The sequence below is a fragment of the Paraburkholderia terricola genome, assembly GCF_003330825.1.
Lineage (GTDB): Bacteria > Pseudomonadota > Gammaproteobacteria > Burkholderiales > Burkholderiaceae > Paraburkholderia > Paraburkholderia terricola.
The window spans coordinates 2,169,738-2,185,680 of record NZ_CP024942.1; the positions used below are offsets into that span (position 1 = coordinate 2,169,738).

Annotated in this window: 12 protein-coding genes; 5 read left to right on the forward strand and 7 right to left on the reverse strand. The window is 63.6% G+C overall.

Going from position 1 to position 15,943, the window contains the following annotated elements; all coding sequences use genetic code 11:
* Window positions 1–111: 111 nt before the first annotated feature.
* The 4 genes from CUJ90_RS28335 (at window position 112) to CUJ90_RS28350 (ending at window position 5,175) form a co-directional block, all read left to right on the forward strand.
* Window positions 112–1,803, forward strand: a complete 1,692-nt coding sequence (locus CUJ90_RS28335) for an AMP-binding protein (protein ID WP_073429273.1) — start codon at window positions 112–114, stop codon at window positions 1,801–1,803.
* A gap of 61 nt (window positions 1,804–1,864) precedes the next feature.
* The gene (locus CUJ90_RS28340) at window positions 1,865–3,421 is read left to right on the forward strand and encodes a CoA-acylating methylmalonate-semialdehyde dehydrogenase (RefSeq protein ID WP_073429272.1); all 1,557 of its coding nucleotides are present in this window, start codon (window positions 1,865–1,867) and stop codon (window positions 3,419–3,421) included.
* A 42-nt stretch (window positions 3,422–3,463) separates the two neighbouring features.
* Window positions 3,464–4,378: a 3-hydroxyisobutyrate dehydrogenase gene (mmsB, locus tag CUJ90_RS28345; protein WP_114164343.1), complete on the forward strand. Its 915-nt coding sequence runs from the start codon at window positions 3,464–3,466 to the stop codon at window positions 4,376–4,378.
* A complete protein-coding gene (locus CUJ90_RS28350; protein ID WP_114164344.1) occupies window positions 4,375–5,175 on the forward strand; it encodes an enoyl-CoA hydratase in 801 nt (266 codons plus the stop codon). The genes mmsB and CUJ90_RS28350 overlap by 4 nt, the downstream gene beginning before the upstream one ends.
* Before the next feature lie 238 nt (window positions 5,176–5,413).
* On the opposite strand, the gene oxlT is transcribed toward CUJ90_RS28350, so the two are convergent.
* The 4 genes from oxlT to CUJ90_RS28370 form a co-directional block, all read right to left on the reverse strand.
* A complete protein-coding gene (gene oxlT / locus CUJ90_RS28355) occupies window positions 5,414–6,757 on the reverse strand; it encodes an oxalate/formate MFS antiporter (protein WP_114164345.1) in 1,344 nt (447 codons plus the stop codon).
* 333 nt (window positions 6,758–7,090) lie between these two features.
* A complete protein-coding gene (locus tag CUJ90_RS28360; protein WP_114164346.1) occupies window positions 7,091–8,347 on the reverse strand; it encodes an MFS transporter in 1,257 nt (418 codons plus the stop codon).
* A 111-nt stretch (window positions 8,348–8,458) separates the two neighbouring features.
* Window positions 8,459–9,319: a siderophore-interacting protein gene (locus CUJ90_RS28365; protein WP_114164347.1), complete on the reverse strand. Its 861-nt coding sequence runs from the start codon at window positions 9,317–9,319 to the stop codon at window positions 8,459–8,461.
* A gap of 100 nt (window positions 9,320–9,419) precedes the next feature.
* Window positions 9,420–10,226, reverse strand: a complete 807-nt coding sequence (locus CUJ90_RS28370) for a PadR family transcriptional regulator (protein ID WP_114164348.1) — start codon at window positions 10,224–10,226, stop codon at window positions 9,420–9,422.
* A 325-nt stretch (window positions 10,227–10,551) separates the two neighbouring features.
* On the opposite strand from CUJ90_RS28370, the gene CUJ90_RS28375 reads away from it, so the two are divergent.
* A complete protein-coding gene (locus CUJ90_RS28375; RefSeq protein WP_161553729.1) occupies window positions 10,552–11,658 on the forward strand; it encodes a MerR family transcriptional regulator in 1,107 nt (368 codons plus the stop codon).
* Window positions 11,659–11,762: 104 nt separating this feature from the next.
* Here CUJ90_RS28375 and CUJ90_RS28380 read toward each other — a convergent pair whose 3' ends face one another.
* From CUJ90_RS28380 to CUJ90_RS28390, 3 genes are all read right to left on the reverse strand, one after another.
* On the reverse strand, window positions 11,763–12,419 hold the full coding sequence (locus CUJ90_RS28380) for a hypothetical protein (protein WP_244220053.1): 657 nt from the start codon (window positions 12,417–12,419) through the stop codon (window positions 11,763–11,765).
* 596 nt (window positions 12,420–13,015) lie between these two features.
* Window positions 13,016–15,022 carry a bifunctional DedA family/phosphatase PAP2 family protein gene (locus tag CUJ90_RS28385; protein ID WP_114164350.1) on the reverse strand — a complete coding sequence of 669 codons (2,007 nt, stop codon included), beginning with the start codon at window positions 15,020–15,022 and terminating at the stop codon, window positions 13,016–13,018.
* A gap of 99 nt (window positions 15,023–15,121) precedes the next feature.
* A complete protein-coding gene (locus tag CUJ90_RS28390; protein ID WP_114164351.1) occupies window positions 15,122–15,811 on the reverse strand; it encodes a glycine zipper 2TM domain-containing protein in 690 nt (229 codons plus the stop codon).
* Window positions 15,812–15,943: the final 132 nt, after the last annotated feature.

A 15,943-nucleotide genomic window follows, 5' to 3' on the forward strand; every position in this document is an offset into this window, starting at 1 on the left:
ACAGCTTTGCATGGGACCTGAGTAAGCGCTAAAGCGCTAACTCCGGTCGACAGCGGTGCATGGGACCGGAGTAAGCGCTGAAGCGCTAACTCCGATCGACAGGAGACAACGATGACCACGGCGCAACCCTTTTTCGACGCGCGCGATCTGCTATTGCGCCATCGAACCGACTACGACCGCGCATACCGCGAATTCGCGTGGCCCGCATTAGGCGAGTTCAACTGGGCGCTCGATTACTTCGACGTAATCGCCCGCGACAACCACAACCCCGCGCTGTGGATCGTCGACGATCCCACCGGCGACGGTCTGCGATTGTCCTACGCGCAGATGTCCGAGCGTTCCGCGCGCATGGCGAACTTTCTGCGCGGCGTGGGTGTCGCGCGCGGCGATCGTCTGCTGCTGATGCTGCCGAACCGCGTCGAGCTATGGGACGTGATGCTCGCGGCGATGAAGCTCGGCGCAATCGTGCTGCCCGCCACCACCCAGCTTTCCGCCGACGACGTGCGCGACCGCGTGCAGATCGGCGGCGCGAATTTCGCGGTGGTCGATAGCGCCGAGTCGGCGAAATTCGACGCGCTCGACGTGCCGCTCACGCGCATTTCAGTCGGCACGCCGCGCGACGGCTGGATCGATCTGGCCGCGGCCTATGACGCATCGCCGCAATTCACGCCCGACGGCGTCACGCGGGCGAGCGATCCGATGCTGCTGTACTTCACCTCGGGCACCACGTCGAAGCCCAAGCTGGTCGAGCATACGCACGAGAGCTATCCCGTCGGGCATCTGTCGACGATGTACTGGATCGGTCTGCAACCGAACGACGTCCATTGGAATATCAGTTCGCCGGGCTGGGCCAAGCACGCGTGGAGCTGCTTCTTCGCGCCGTGGAATGCGCAGGCTTGCGTGTTCGTGTTCAACTTCGCGCGCTTCGTGCCGAAAGATACGCTCGACGCGCTGGTGCGTTTCAACGTCACCACGCTGTGCGCGCCGCCAACTGTATGGCGCATGCTCGTTCAGGAGCCGCTCGCCGACTATCCGGTCAAGCTGCGCGAGATCGTCGGCGCGGGCGAGCCGTTGAATCCCGAGGTCATCGAACGGGTCAGGCACGCGTGGGGCATCACGATTCGTGACGGCTTCGGCCAGACCGAAACCACCTGCCAGATCGGCAATTCGCCGGGGCAACCAGTCGTGCCGGGGTCGATGGGACGTCCGCTGCCGGGCTACAGGATCGAACTTCTCGACGCCGACGATCAACCCGTCACCGAAGGCGAAATCGCGTTGCCGCTGGCCGAGCGTCCGCTGGGTTTGATGACGGGCTACGCGAATAACGCGAACGCCACCGCGCAAGCGATGCGCAACGGCTTCTATCGCACCTCCGATGTGGCGCTGCGCCGCGACGACGGTTATTACGTGTACGTGGGCCGCGCCGACGACGTCTTCAAATCGTCCGACTACCGGCTGAGCCCGTTCGAACTCGAAAGCGTGCTGATCGAACACGAGGCGATCGGTGAAGCCGCGGTGGTGCCGAGCGCCGACGCGCTGCGCCTGGCGGTGCCCAAAGCGTTCGTCACCGTGCGCCAGGGCTACGAAGCCGGGCCCGAACTGGCGCGCGCCGTGTTCGCGTTCTCGCGCGAAAAGCTCGCGCCATACAAGCGGATTCGCCGACTGCAATTCAGCGAACTGCCGAAAACCATTTCCGGCAAGATTCGCCGCGTCGAATTGCGGCGCCGCGAAATGGAACGCGAGGCCGAGCCCGCGCGCCTGCCAGGCGAGTACTGGGAAGAAGACTTCCCGGATCTGCGTTGATTTTTCATTTCCATCGAGTCACTGTCCGGCCGCCGCGCGGCCATCGCACAGGAGTTCCAGCATGAGCGCAATTGCTTCGAACAACGCCGGGCGCGCGGTTGCCGCCAATGCCGCCGCAACCGCCATCGCCACCGTCAAGCTGTTGATCAACGGCGAGTTCGTCGAATCGAAAACCATCGAATGGCGCGACATCGTCAATCCCGCCACGCAAGAAGTGCTGGCGCGCGTGCCGTTCGCCACCGCCGACGAAGTGAACGAAGCGATCCGCTCCGCGCATGCCGCGTTCAAGACCTGGAAGGACACGCCGATCGGCGCACGCATGCGCATCATGCTGAAGTACCAGGCGCTGATTCGCGAGCACATGCCGCGCATCGCCAGGACCTTGAGCGCCGAGCAGGGCAAGACGATTCCCGATGCCGAGGGCGATATCTTCCGCGGTCTCGAAGTGGTCGAGCATGCGTGCTCGATCGGCAGCTTGCAGCAGGGCGAATTCGCGGAGAACGTGGCGGGCGGCGTGGATACGTACACGTTGCGTCAGCCGCTCGGCGTCTGCGTCGGCATCACGCCGTTCAACTTCCCCGCGATGATCCCGCTGTGGATGTTCCCGATGGCGATCGTCTGCGGCAATACCTTCGTGCTGAAGCCGTCCGAGCAGGACCCGTTGTCGACGATGCAACTGGTTGAACTCGCGCTCGCAGCGGGCGTGCCGAAGGGCGTGCTGAACGTCGTGCACGGCGGCAAGGAGGTGGTCGACGCGCTCTGCACGCACGAAGCGGTGAAGGCGATTTCCTTCGTCGGTTCGACGGCGGTCGGCACGCACGTCTATCGCCTCGGCAGCGAACACGGCAAACGCGTGCAATCGATGATGGGCGCGAAGAACCACGCCGTCGTCCTGCCCGATGCGAACCGCGAGCAAACCTTGAATGCGCTGGCCGGCGCGGGCTTCGGCGCGGCGGGGCAGCGCTGCATGGCGACCTCGGTGGTGGTGCTGGTCGGCGCGGCGCAGCAGTGGTTGCCCGATCTGATCGCCAGGGCGAAAGCGCTCAGGATCAACGCGGGCAGCGAGCCGAATACGGACATCGGCCCGGTGGTCTCGCGCGCGGCGAAGCAGCGCATTCTCGGCCTGATCGAAGCGGGCGTGAACGAAGGCGCGACGCTCGCGCTCGACGGCCGCGGCGTGAAGGTGCCCGGCTACGAGGAAGGCAATTTCATCGGCCCGACGGTTTTTACCGGCGTCACGACCGCAATGGAAATCTATCGCACGGAAATTTTCGGGCCGGTGCTGCTCGTGCTGAACGCCGCCACGCTCGACGACGCAATCGAACTCGTCAACCGCAATCCGTTCGGCAACGGCGTCGGCCTCTTTACGCAAAGCGGCGCGGCGGCGCGCAAGTTTCAGAGCGAGATCGATGTCGGCCAGGTCGGCATCAACATTCCGATTCCCGTGCCGGTGCCGTTCTTCAGCTTTACCGGCTCGCGCGGTTCGAAGCTCGGCGACCTCGGTCCCTACGGCAAACAGGTCGTGCAGTTCTATACGCAGACCAAGACCGTCACAGCGCGTTGGTTCGACGACGACACGGTCAACGACGGCGTGAACACGACCATCAGCCTGCGCTGATCGCTCGGGTTCATTGCTTTGCATGGGACAGGAGACGGCATCATGAAAATAGGCTTTATCGGACTCGGCAACATGGGCGCGCCGATGGCGCTCAACCTGCTCAAGGCGGGTCACGCGGTCAACGTGTTCGACCTGAATGCGCAAGCCGTGCAGGCACTCGTCGACGCGGGCGCCAAGGCGGCCGGCTCGCCGAAAGACGCGGTGACGGACGTGGAATGCGTGATCACGATGCTGCCGGCCGCCGCGCACGTGCGCAGCGTGCTGACCGCGGACGACGGCGTGTTCGCCGGCATCGCCAGGGGCGTGACGATCATCGATTCGAGCACGATCGACCCGCACAGCGTCAGGGCATTCGCCGAACTCGCGAAGCAGCGCGGCAACACCTTCGTCGACGCGCCCGTCTCGGGCGGCACGGGCGGCGCGGCGGCGGGCACGCTGACCTTCATGGTCGGCGGCAGCGCAAGCGCCTATGAAGCGGTCAAGCCGGTGCTTTCGGCGATGGGCAAGAACATCGTCCATTGCGGCGACACCGGCACGGGCCAGGTCGCGAAGATCTGCAACAACCTCGTGCTCGGCATCACGATGGCGGGCGTGGCCGAAGCGATGTCGCTGGGCGAGGCGCTCGGCATCGACACCAAAGTGCTGGGCGGCATCATCAATACGTCGACGGGGCGTTGCTGGAGTTCGGACACGTATAACCCGATGCCCGGCGTGATCGAGACCGCGCCGTCCACGCGCGGCTATACCGGTGGCTTCGGCACCGACCTGATGCTGAAGGACCTGGGCCTTGCCACCGACGCCGCGAAAGCCGCGCGTCAACCGCTGTATCTCGGCGCATTGGCTCAACAGCTTTATCAGACGATGAGCACGAAAGGCGCGGGACGTCTCGACTTTTCCGCCGTCATCAAGCTTTATCGCGGCGACGCTGGCGACGGCAAGAACGGAGACGCGCGATGATCGAACTCGACTACGCGCACGAGGGCGCCGTCGCGCTGCTCACGTTGAAGCGGCCGCCCGCGAACGCTTTCACGCCCGAGGGCTTGCTGCTGTTGCAACGAACGGTCGAGCGTCTGAACGGCGAGGCGCAAGTGCGGGCCATCGTCGTCACCGGAGATGGGCCGAAGTTCTTCAGCGCGGGCGCCGACCTGAACACCTTCGCCGACGGCAACCGCGAAGTCGCGCGCAGTGCGGCCACGCGTTTCGGCGCGGCGTTCGAGGCGTTGCAGAATGCGCGCCCCGTGGTGATCGCGGCGATCAACGGTTACGCGATGGGCGGCGGCCTCGAATGCGCGCTGGCCTGCGATATCCGCATCGCCGAGCAGCATGCGTTGCTGGCCTTGCCCGAAACCGCAGTCGGCCTGCTGCCGTGCGGCTGCGGAACGCAGACGCTGCCGTGGCTGGTCGGCGAAGGCTGGGCCAAGCGGATGATTCTCACCGGCGAGCGCGTCGACGCGGCCACCGCGTTGCGCATCGGTCTGGTCGAGGAAGTGGTGGAAAAGGGCGCCGCGCGCGAGGCCGCGTTGACGATGGCGGCGCGCGTCGCGACGCTGAGTCCGCAAGCGGTCGGCTTCAGCAAGACGCTGATTCATCAGGCCCGCAACGGCGTGCCGCGTGCGGCGGCGTTGGCGGTGGAGCGCGAGCGCTTTGTCGATCTGTTCGACGGTGTGGATCAGCGCGAAGGGGTGAACGCGTTCCTGGAGAAACGCGCGCCGCGCTGGCAGGTGACGCAGGCGGGAACCGGAGAGCGGAGCTAGAGAGGCGCGCGCGGCAGGGGCGAGAGAGCATGGGTTTTGCCCCGACATGCAACGCGTCGGCGAGCGCCCCGTGGTTCGTTCATGGCGCTCGCCACACCTACGCGTTCAACGGCTGTGCGTCGTGCTGTTCTACTTCGTCACGAGGAGCGGGGCGACGGCGGCCCCGCTTCTCGCGCTTACCATCGGCGCCAATCCGCTCGACCCGACGGAACAGCCGAGTCAGCGTGGTAAGCGCCGATCAACCGCCGTCCGCCGAAATTCGCGCGGACTCGCTGACGAAGGGCGACGCGGGGCTATACGGCATATCGAGCACCGGCGCGGCGTGCCGTTCGGCGTAGGCGCGACGCATCGGCTTCAGCACGAACAGCGCGAGCAGGGCGGCCACCGCGGCCATGCCGGAGGCGAGCATGAAGACCGCGTGCCAACTGCCCGTCATCGCCGTGACGACGCTCGTGAACGGCACCAGAAGCGCCGCCGTTCCCTTCGCCGTGTACAACAGGCCGGCGTTGGTGGCGGCGTACTTCGGTCCGTACGTGTCGCCGCAGGTCGCGGGGAACAGGCTGTAGATTTCGCCCCATGCAAAGAACACGATGCCGGTCAGCACGACAAACGCAACCGGACTGTGGCCGTACTTCGACAGCGCCAGAATGCCGACCGCTTCGATCGCGAACGCGATGAACATCGTATTTTCCCGGCCGATGCGATCCGAGATCCAGCCGAAGAATGGCCGCGTCAGACCGTTCAGCACGCGGTCGATGGTCAGCGCGAAGGTCAGTGCGGGCAAGGTCAGGCCAAGCAGCGAAACCGGCGAATCGTGCAGACCGAAGTCTTTCGCGATCGGTCCCAGCTGCGCGGTCGCCATCAAGCCGCCCGCGGCCATCATGATGAACATCAGGTACATGACCCAGAACACCGGCGAGCTGACCACTTCGCGTGGCGTCGCATTGTAGACCACGCGCTGCACGGTGCTTTTCGCCGTCGCGAGCAGCTTGGTCGGCGGCGCGAGCAGCGCGAGACCGAGCAGGAAAACGATGATCCCCTGACCGAGGCCGAACCACAGGAACGTGGCTTCGTAACCGCTGCTCTTGATCATGCTGGCAATCGGCACGACGGTGGCCGCCGACCCCGCGCCGAACCCCGCCGCGGTGATGCCGGCAGCGAGTCCGCGACGCGTGGGGAACCACTTCAGCGCATTGCCCACGCAGGTGCCGTACACCGCGCCCGCGCCGACGCCGCCTATGGCCGCCGCGATATACAGCACCGGCAGCGACGACGCCACCGAGTTCAGCGCCCACGCCACGCCGCAGAGCAGGCCGCCCGCGACCACCACGGGACGTGGCCCGTACTTGTCGACGAGATAGCCTTCCACCGGCACGAGCCACGTTTCAGTCACCACGAAGATCGTGAATGCCACCTGAATGGCGGCCCGGCCCCACTGATACTTCTCGTTGATCGGGTTGACGAACAACGTCCAGCCGTACTGCATGTTGGCAATCATTGCCATGCAAATCACGCCGAATACGAGTTGCACCCACGGTGACGCTCTCCACGACGACGCCCCTCCCTGGTGATCCGTGTCCATTACTGTCTCCTTGGCATGGCTGCCTCATGTTTGCGGGCGCCAAAGTGGCTTCTTCTCCCGCCGATCAATCGCGCGATGATCTACCCCATACAGTATGTGATATATCAAGTAAGTCAAGCGAAAGAATGGCTGGGGTTTTCACCACGTCATTCGCCAGATGAAAGACAAATGAAGGACCACAGCCGGATCGGCGTCCACGATAAAAAAAGCCCGCAGGCAAGGCCAGCGGGCGAGGGCATGAGGCGGACAAGGCTGTTCGCGCCATGCCTTGCCTTTATGGTTGAAAGATAAACGTAATGTTAGTTTTTTATTTGTAGGAATGCGAGGCGCCGCTCAAGCCTCGCTGACGGCATCGGACGTCAACACGGGCGAGGCCGGCGCATCACCTTGCACGCCTCGCACGCGCGAAATCCAGAACACGCCCAACGACGCGACGCCGACCGCGGCCCATCCGGCGGTCCCGTATCCGATGACCTGCCCGCCAGGCGAACTGCCGAGCATGAGCCCGCCGAGCCACGCCCCGCATCCCGTGCCCAATGCCTGGAGCGCGCTGTTCGCGCTGAGAAACGCGCCTCGATGGGCGGGTTCGGGCACGGTGGTGAGCAGCGCCTGCATCGGCACCATCCGCGATGACACGAGCACCATGAAAAACGGAAACAGCAGCAGCAGCCCATAAAACGGCAGGTCGGGCAGATGCGTCATGAGCAGCACGGGCAGAAACGAAAGCACGACTGCGATGCGAAACACCCGCCGCGTGCCGAACTGATCGGCAAGCCTGCCGACCCGGCGCGACGTGAAGAACGTCGCCGCGCCGCCGGCCATGTACAGCCACGAAAGCTGCGCGGGCGCGACGCCGTGGTTGGCGACCAGCACCGGCGAAATGAACGGAATCACCAGCATGTTCGCGACCATCATCATGAAGGTCAGCGCGAAGGCGTTCAGATGCCGCGGGTTGCTGAGGAGCCGCCACAAATCAGGCAGCACTTCGCCGAGCGCCGGCTGACGGCGGTTCAAATGTTCGGCGAGCGACGGCACCAGTTGCCGGCCCGCGAACCACACGATGAGCGACAGCGCCACCAGCAGGAAGAACGGCGCGGCCCAACTGAAATGTGCGCCCAGCATCACGCCGGCCGGCACGCCCGCGATCGCCGCGAGGGAGAAAGCGGTCATGATGGTGCCCGTCGCGGCGCCGCGCCGCTCAACCGGAATCACGTCGCTGACGATCGCCATGATCACCGAGCCCAACACGCCGCCCGTGATGCCCGCGAAAGCGCGCGCGGCCAGCAGCAGCGCGAAGCTGTCAGCCAGCGCGCACGCGAGATTCGATAGCGCGAACAGCGCATACACGGTCAGCAGCAGACGGCGCCGGTTGAAGCGGTCGATATAGGTTGCCGCGAACAGGCCGGAAAGCCCGGAGCACCACGAATACGCCGACACGGCGGTGGCGAACGCCGCCGGCGTGATGCTGAACGCGTGCATGATCTGCGGGCCGAGCGGCATCATGACCATGAAGTCCATGATGACGGTGAATTGCGTCAGCGCGAGCAGCCATAGCAAACGGCGCTCGTGCTTCGTACTGATTGAGTACATTGGTCGATTCCTTATTGTTGTTCGAAGTTCGCCGCTGCTTGCATGAGTCACGCAGTCCAGCGCGACGCGCGCTTGCGATTCGCACGCGCCAGGACCGCGGATCGGGAACGCTCAATCGTCGAGCGTCTCATGCACCGCTGCGGCGCCCTGTTTCCAGTAGCTCGCCGCGCGAATGCGCGACTTGTCGACGCCACGTTCGGTGCAGAGGTGGTAGCGCACCGCGCGCATCGTCGCGGATTCGCCGGCGGCCCAGACATAGCCTTCGCCGTCCTCGGGCAAATACGTGTCGCGGACGGCTTGCAGCAAGGCTTCGCCGCGATAGGCCGCTTCGCCGCGATAGCACCAGACGAGGTGCAGTTCGGCCCGCGTCGTGAACTCGATATGCGCCGACGGGTCGGCTACCTCGATCACCGCGGTGGCGCGCGCGCCGGCCGGCAGTTCCTCGAGACGGCGGGCGATCGCCGGCAGCGCGGTGTCGTCGCCGATCAGCAGATGCCAGTCGAACGCGGTCGGGATCACGAGCGAGCCGCGCGGCCCGCCCACGCCGAGATACTGGCCGACCTTGGCTTGCGCGGCCCATGCCGCGGCGGGACCGGCCTCGTGCAACGCGAATTCGATGTCGAGCTCGCGCGCCTCGCGGTCGAAGCGGCGCGGCGTGAAGTCGCGTGCCGTCGGACGCGGCCGGCCGGCGGGAAACACCGGACCCTCGGGGCCGGCTTCCGGCAGCGCGGGTTGGTCCGCGCCGGGTTCGGGGAAGAACACCTTGATGTGGTCGTCGAACGACGCGGACACGAAGTCGTGCAGATCCTCGCCCGTGAAGGTGACGCGGATCAGGTGCGGGGTCAGCGCATGCACCTTCTTGACTTGCAGCAGCCGGAACTTCAGCGGATGCCGCACGCGATGCACTGCCAGATCGGGTCTGTCGGCTTGTTTGTCGACGTGGTTGTCGGCTTGTTTGTCGTTTATCAGCATAGGGATGCCACTCCTGTTGGTTCGGTTGACGCGCGGGCGCGCGCGTCGCGCAGCCAGGCGCGCAACGGTGCGCCAGGGCCAAGCTCGGGACGGCGCGCGATCACGCCGCAGGCTTGCCTTCACTTTCGTTTTCGATTTCCTTCGCCGCGCGCATCAGGATCGCGGCGATGCGGCGTTGCTCGGCAGCCGGTGCGTTATCGCGGCGTAGCAGCGCATGCTTCAGCGCGCGGCGCGCTTCGTTCAGCTCGGGCAGCCAGCCGCCTTCGCTGATGTCGGCCGGTTCCTCGCCGGCAAACGCGCGGCGCACGGAATCCATCTTGCGGGCGATATGGTTCAGCTTCGCCAGCATCAACTCGACGCGGTCGCGATTGGCGTTCAGATATTCGCGGCCCGTTTCCGATAATTCGTAACGCTTGCGGTTGCCTTCGAGTTGCACGGTCACGTAGCCGAGCTCTTCCAGATACGTGAGCGCCGGATAAACCATGCCGGGGCTCGGGCTATAGAAGCCGTTCGAGCGCGTTTCGAGCGCCTTGATCAGCTCGTAGCCGTGGCTCGGCTGTGCGTCGATCATCGACAGCAGCAGCAGTTGCAGATCCTCGGAGCTGAATTTGCGGCCGCGCGGAAAACCGTCGCCATCGCCGCCGAAGCCGCCGGGACCGCCGCCGAAACGCCCACCGCGCCCGCCGCCGCGATGGTCGTGATGACGGCCGATCGCGTGCCACAGCGCGTGCAGCGAGAAGCGGTCGTGGCCGTGGCGGTTTTGGCGCTCGCCGTCGTAGAAGCCGGGGCGCTCGCCGTCATGACGCGCGAACGCATGCCAGAGCGCGTGGAGTGAAGGGCGGCCATGCCCGGCAGGGAAAGAGTCGTCGGCGCCTGGCCAACGCGAAAAACGGCGGTGATGACGCATCTTGGGATACTCCGTTTTGTGTCTTAAGATGTGTCGTACGATATATATCTAAAGATAGTTTGTCAAACGATGTTTTTGCGAGTGTGGGAACGACGACAGTTGTGTGTGACTTGCAATGGATGCGGATACCGTGCGCGGGAGCCTTCCCTCTGACAAGGCCGAGAGCCTGTTACGCCTTCGATGGCGAGTTGCTTGGGACGTGCGCCGTCAAAAGGTGGCGGTTTGGTGACTGCGCGAATCCACACGCTGTAACGCGAGCGATCCTTGACTTGTCCCCTGGGGTCGCCCCGACACTCAACGCTCTAACCGAGCATTGGAGGAATTCGTGGGCGTATGCTTTAGCGTATCGGATGTCGTCAAGCTGCTAGGGGTGACCCGTAAAGCTTTGCGCGTGTGGGAGGACCATGGGCTCGTGCATCCCGGCCGGAACGCGTCCGGATATCGTGTCTATACGGAAGACGATCTTCTGCGCGCATTCGAAACCTGGCACCTTCAGTCAATCGGTTTTTCGCTTGACAGCGTTAAATCGTATTTCTCGGTCTTTGAGCGGCTTGAATCGGCAAATAGAATCCCGGATGACACGCCAATCGCTGCACTATATAAAGATCTCTCGTCGATCTATGCGCAACATAAAGAAAAGCTCGAGAAACAAATAAGCCGGGTTTTCAATCGCATGGACGAGACTCTCGCTTCACTCGATTTTTATTCGGACGCTCCGACTTCATGGCGGGTTCAGGATAAAACCAGCCAGTCAGCCAACGCTGCGATCATCAATTTGCCGCGCCCCTGGAAGGGAGAACGGTTCGAACTGCGGGATATTCAGTTGTTGAATTACATCACAGGCTCGCTGGAGAGCGGTAAAACGCAACTGGCGCGTCGATTGTTTTTAAGCATATCTGGACGCGCCTGTTTCATAGATGCCTCGCATGCAATGCATTGTCGCTATGACGACTCGAGTCCGGAGCCGTCGGCGATCTGCCAGCCTATTGAATCGCGCGTTGATACGATCGTAGCGAACCTTATTGCCGACGGTGCCACGGAATCGGAAGCCCTTCGGAGTCGAATAGACAGTATCGAGCGCGCGATAGAAGCACGATACGATCCCCTATTCATCGACGATGTGGAGAATGATCTGGATTTGCCCACTCAACGGGCGTTGCGCCGCCATTTTCTGGCGCTAACGAAGGGCGGGGGGCCGTGTTTATTCCTCGTCACGTGTTCGTCGGTGATCGTTGATCTTGCGGCGGTTGGGCCGAATGAGAAGATTATTTTTTGCCCGTCCAACCATAGCTCGCCCATTTGCGTGTTGCCTCAGCCGGGGTCGCCGGGTTACGAGGCTCTCACGATGAGTCTGGTGTCGCCCGATGTCGATCGGAATGAGTTTGTCCTCGCCTCTGCTCAGCAATCACGGTCAAAAGCGCAGACGCGTTGACGTTTTTAATCGCGCACGAAATAGCCAGCTTATTTTTCCCGTCGCGCATTCGCTCATACTCGAGACCGGTATGCGGGCTAACAGCAGTGCGAATAAGCGGCAGGCTAGCCGCATTGTTCCGCTGCGGTAATGGCATCCGCTACCAGTTGCCCGACGTAAACGCTTTCCAGAGCCAATTCAGCTATAAGGGCGGCGCCGTCACTAGCGAACCAGGCCGTCAACTGTGCCGCAATAATAATCGCTGAGATTGTCCAGTCATACCAATGCATGGCGCGAGTCAGAGCAGTCACGATAGAGCTAATTCCGATCGCATTAGATACGGACGAAAGCAGTTTCCAGATTTCAACTGCTTGCTGGTAAGACGACGTTGCATTCACAATGTCATGGATATTTGCTCTTAGCCCACGCAGAGTCTCCTCTCCCAACTCTTGCAACAGCGCTCTGGTGGCGGCGCGAGCCTGTGCCTGGTTGATTCCGCAGAACTGGAAAAGGATAATAAAGCTGTCGGCAACCACCACTGCGACGGCGAATGCACATGGCGAGAGGTCATTCCTAACGAGGGCTGAGGCCTGCGTGAAGGTAAAATTACGCGCGGCTGCATGTCGTAGCCGATCATATGCGCTGTCCACTGCCTGGTTAAACGTGATTTGCTTTCTTTCTGAATCAGACAGCAATTCGCGCATGTTCAAGTAATGCGGCTCCAGCGCCATTGAGAGTTCATCTCGTGAAAGAGTCCACAGTGCATCCGGAGTGCTTTTCATGATTTAATCCTTTTCGCTTGAAGTTGGGTAAATTAAAACTGTCACTCTAAAGAAAATTTTTCAGACTGACGGCTTTCTTTACGTCTTGCAGACTGGATAGGTATATTTTATCCGCGCTTTATCGAATTCGAACGTGCCATCCCGTTACTCTTCAGAACTCGGTTTAGATCTGAGAGCGCTTTTGCCAAGGTTCGTTAGTTTCATGTCGTAAACTCCATTGTTTAAAATCACAACAAAATGGCCAGCGTGCCAGGAATGGTGTTCATGGGCCGCCTTTAATTTGTTTCCGATACGCCGACTCTAAAGCCGGCCCCAAGGGACAGCGCAAGAGAAAAATCACGGCATCTGAAAAATCGGGCTGAACGCCCTGGATTGGGTGAAGAAGCTGATGCGCCGAGCGTGAGGAGTCGAGTCGATCTGCAAGGTCTCGCGGATTGCCCGCTGGGCTATCGGCGTCGAGAGTTACCCACAGAAATTGTTCATATCCTTGTGGACAACTCCTGGCCATGCCCTCCAACTACCTGATCGCATGGCGATTTCCGCAATCGATACAACGAGGGCACCCACTCGTCCCCGCGCTCGATTTTATGACCCGCTCACTCTACCGGCGAAGCAAGCAGCGCCACCGGCACGCCATGACAAGTCACCGTCGCAACAAGCGCCGCGCCGAGACCGGCATCGGCGGCATCGCGCGCCTGGAACGACGCCGCCCGTTTCTCGACCCGCAGAATGTTGAGCGGCCACGACGGCCGGGAAAGCCGTTCGCGCACGAAAGCGCCGACCCACAGCGGCGTCGCGGACGTGCCGTTCTCCACCGCATACCCGCTCGGCCAGAAACGCAACACATCGCGTTCGTCGCGCGTGTCGCCGGGACGCATGAAGACGAGCGCCGAAGGCACGCCGTCGTTGAGCTTCGGCAACACCGGCAGCGACACCGCCGCGACGTTCGGCGAGGCGAGCGAGAGCAGGCTGCGCGCGGACAGGTCCGTGCCCTCGACCCATCCCTGCGCGCGCAGATGTCCCTTGATCGAATCGATACTCGACGCCCATTGCAGCGTGAGCGGCTCCTTGCGGTCGCCCCCCATGTCCGAGCGATAACACGGCAGCCGTTCCCACACGGACGCTGTCCATTGCGATTGCGTGATCAGCACGGGCTGCGGGCGCGGCGCGCGGTCCGGCGGCGGCGCGGGCGGCCTCATGCGCAATTGCACGCCCACGCTCGCGAGTATCACCACCAGCACCACGGCGGGCATAAACCTGCGCTGCGGCGGTGTTTGCGGATGCCGCAGCATCGCCGTCAATGCGACGATCGCCACCCAGACATAGGCGAGCGCCGCGCCGCCAATCGCATCGGAGACCCAGAATCTGCCGAAGTAGAGGCCGGCCAGCGCGACCACGATCACCACGGCCATGCTCGCCGCCGCCACCAGCAGACTCTCGACCATGCCGACCCGGCGCGCCAGCAGAAACGCGAGAAAACCGTACACGACGACGGCCGCGGCGACGTGATCGCTCGGAAACACGTAGCTGCCCGACATGAGTTGATCGGGCGGCGCGCGGTGCATCGCGAACTGCATCGCGAAGATCAGCAATTGCGAAAACACGACCGCCGCCAGCCAGTAGCCGATCGCGCGCCAACGCCGTTCCCACAGCATCCACACGGCGACCGTCACGACCAGCGCCGTCAGCGTGGCGACGCTGCCGAGCGTGGCCAGCCCCGCGAGGACCGTATCGCCCCAGGGCGTGCGCACCGATTGCAGAAAGTGATAGACGGATAGATCGACGCGCGTCAGCGGATCGCCGCTCACGACGTCTTCGAGCACCCCGAAAAAGAGCGCCCCGCAGGCCAGCACGAACAGCGACGTCACGACGACGCTGCTGGCGTCCGGCTGCGCGGGATCGAGCATTTTTCGCGCGAGACGGCCGAGCGGCCCCGGATGCCGGCACGCCCAACTGCCGAGATGGCGGCCGGCCGCGCTCGACCACGCATTGGCGTGCGAGAGCAGGAACGCCGCGGCGCGAAAGCTCAGCCACAGAATGCCGGCGAGCAGCGCGATGATCACGACGAGGCGAAACGACACGGCGCCCGCCAGCAGCACCGAGGCGCCGAACACCACGCCCGGCAGAATGTGAGCGGGCGCCCAGAGCAGCGCCGATAGCACGTTCATCGCGTAGAAGCGCGCCGGCGTCATGTGCAACATGCCGGCCACCACCGGCACGATCGCTCGCAAGGGGCCGATGAAGCGCGCGAGCACGACGCTCTTCGCGCCATGCCTGTCGAAGAAGCGGTAGCCTGCTTCCAGCACTTCGGGATGCCGCGAGAACGGCCAGAGCCGAACGATCCGCTGCTGGTAACGGCTGCCGATCCAGAAGCTCATGCCGTCCCCGGCGATGGCGCCGATGATCGCCCAGGCGAACACCCAGCCGAGACTCAGCGAGCCGGTGCCGGCCAGCGCACCGGCGAGAAACATCGCGGTGCTGCCAGGAATGAAGGTGCCGATGACGGCAACGGCTTCGAGAAAAGCCGCAAGGAACACAACCGTGAGCATCCACTCCGGGTGACCGGACAGCAGGTGCAAAAAGTGGACGTAGGCATGCTCCATCGTGCGCGATCAGCCGTTGTGGCGTAACGGTTGATCATAACGCGCACGGGAGCGCCATTCCTTTACGAAGCCCGCCCGGCGTGACAACGGGCAGGAAGGTTACGAAGCCGTCAGCGAATCGCCGGAGACGTGCACGCGTTCGCCGACTTGCACGGACGGTTGCGTCTCATAGTTGAAGTTGCGGTAGCTGCCGTCCTGCATGCGCACCTGCACCTGATACGAGGTCTGCTTGCGCACCGCATGCTCGATGCCGTTGCCGGCGAGACCGCCGGCGGCCGCGCCCGCGATGGTCGTCAGGATCTTGCCGCGTCCGCCGCCGAGCTGGTTGCCGACGAGGCCGCCCGCGACCGCTCCGCCGAGCGCGCCCAGCCCCGTCGTGGGTTCGGGCGTTTGCACCGTGTTGATGGCGACGATTTCGCCCGCATACGGGTCCGCGGCAACGGGTTTCGCCGGCGGCGATTGGTAACCCGCCTGGGCCCCTTGATTGTTCGCGTACCTCGGTGCGTCCGTCGCGGTGGCGCTCGGCGTGTGATGCACGCGCGGGCGGGCGGTGGCGGCTTGCTGCGCGGTCTGCTGAACCGGAGCCGCGAGCGGCGCGCTGGCGGCTTGCGTCGCGACGGTTGCCGGGGCCGGCGCGGTGGGCCCGGTCACGGCGCGCGAGGTCGGCAACAGGCCGGTCATCGCGGCAATGCCGGTGGCGCTCGCGAGGATCACGCAAACCGCCGCACCGGCGACCAACGGGTGAATGCGGCTGCGCTGCGGATTGCTGGAAGTGAGGTTCGTGTTCATTGCGGACTCCGCGGGTAGGTTCCCAGCAATAACGCCGCACGGCGGCGCGCGGTGCACGCACAACGCTTGCTCCTTTGTAAGCATTTGTACGACTGCCTGTCGTGATGTTGCGGGCCCTGACGGCTGGGTGGT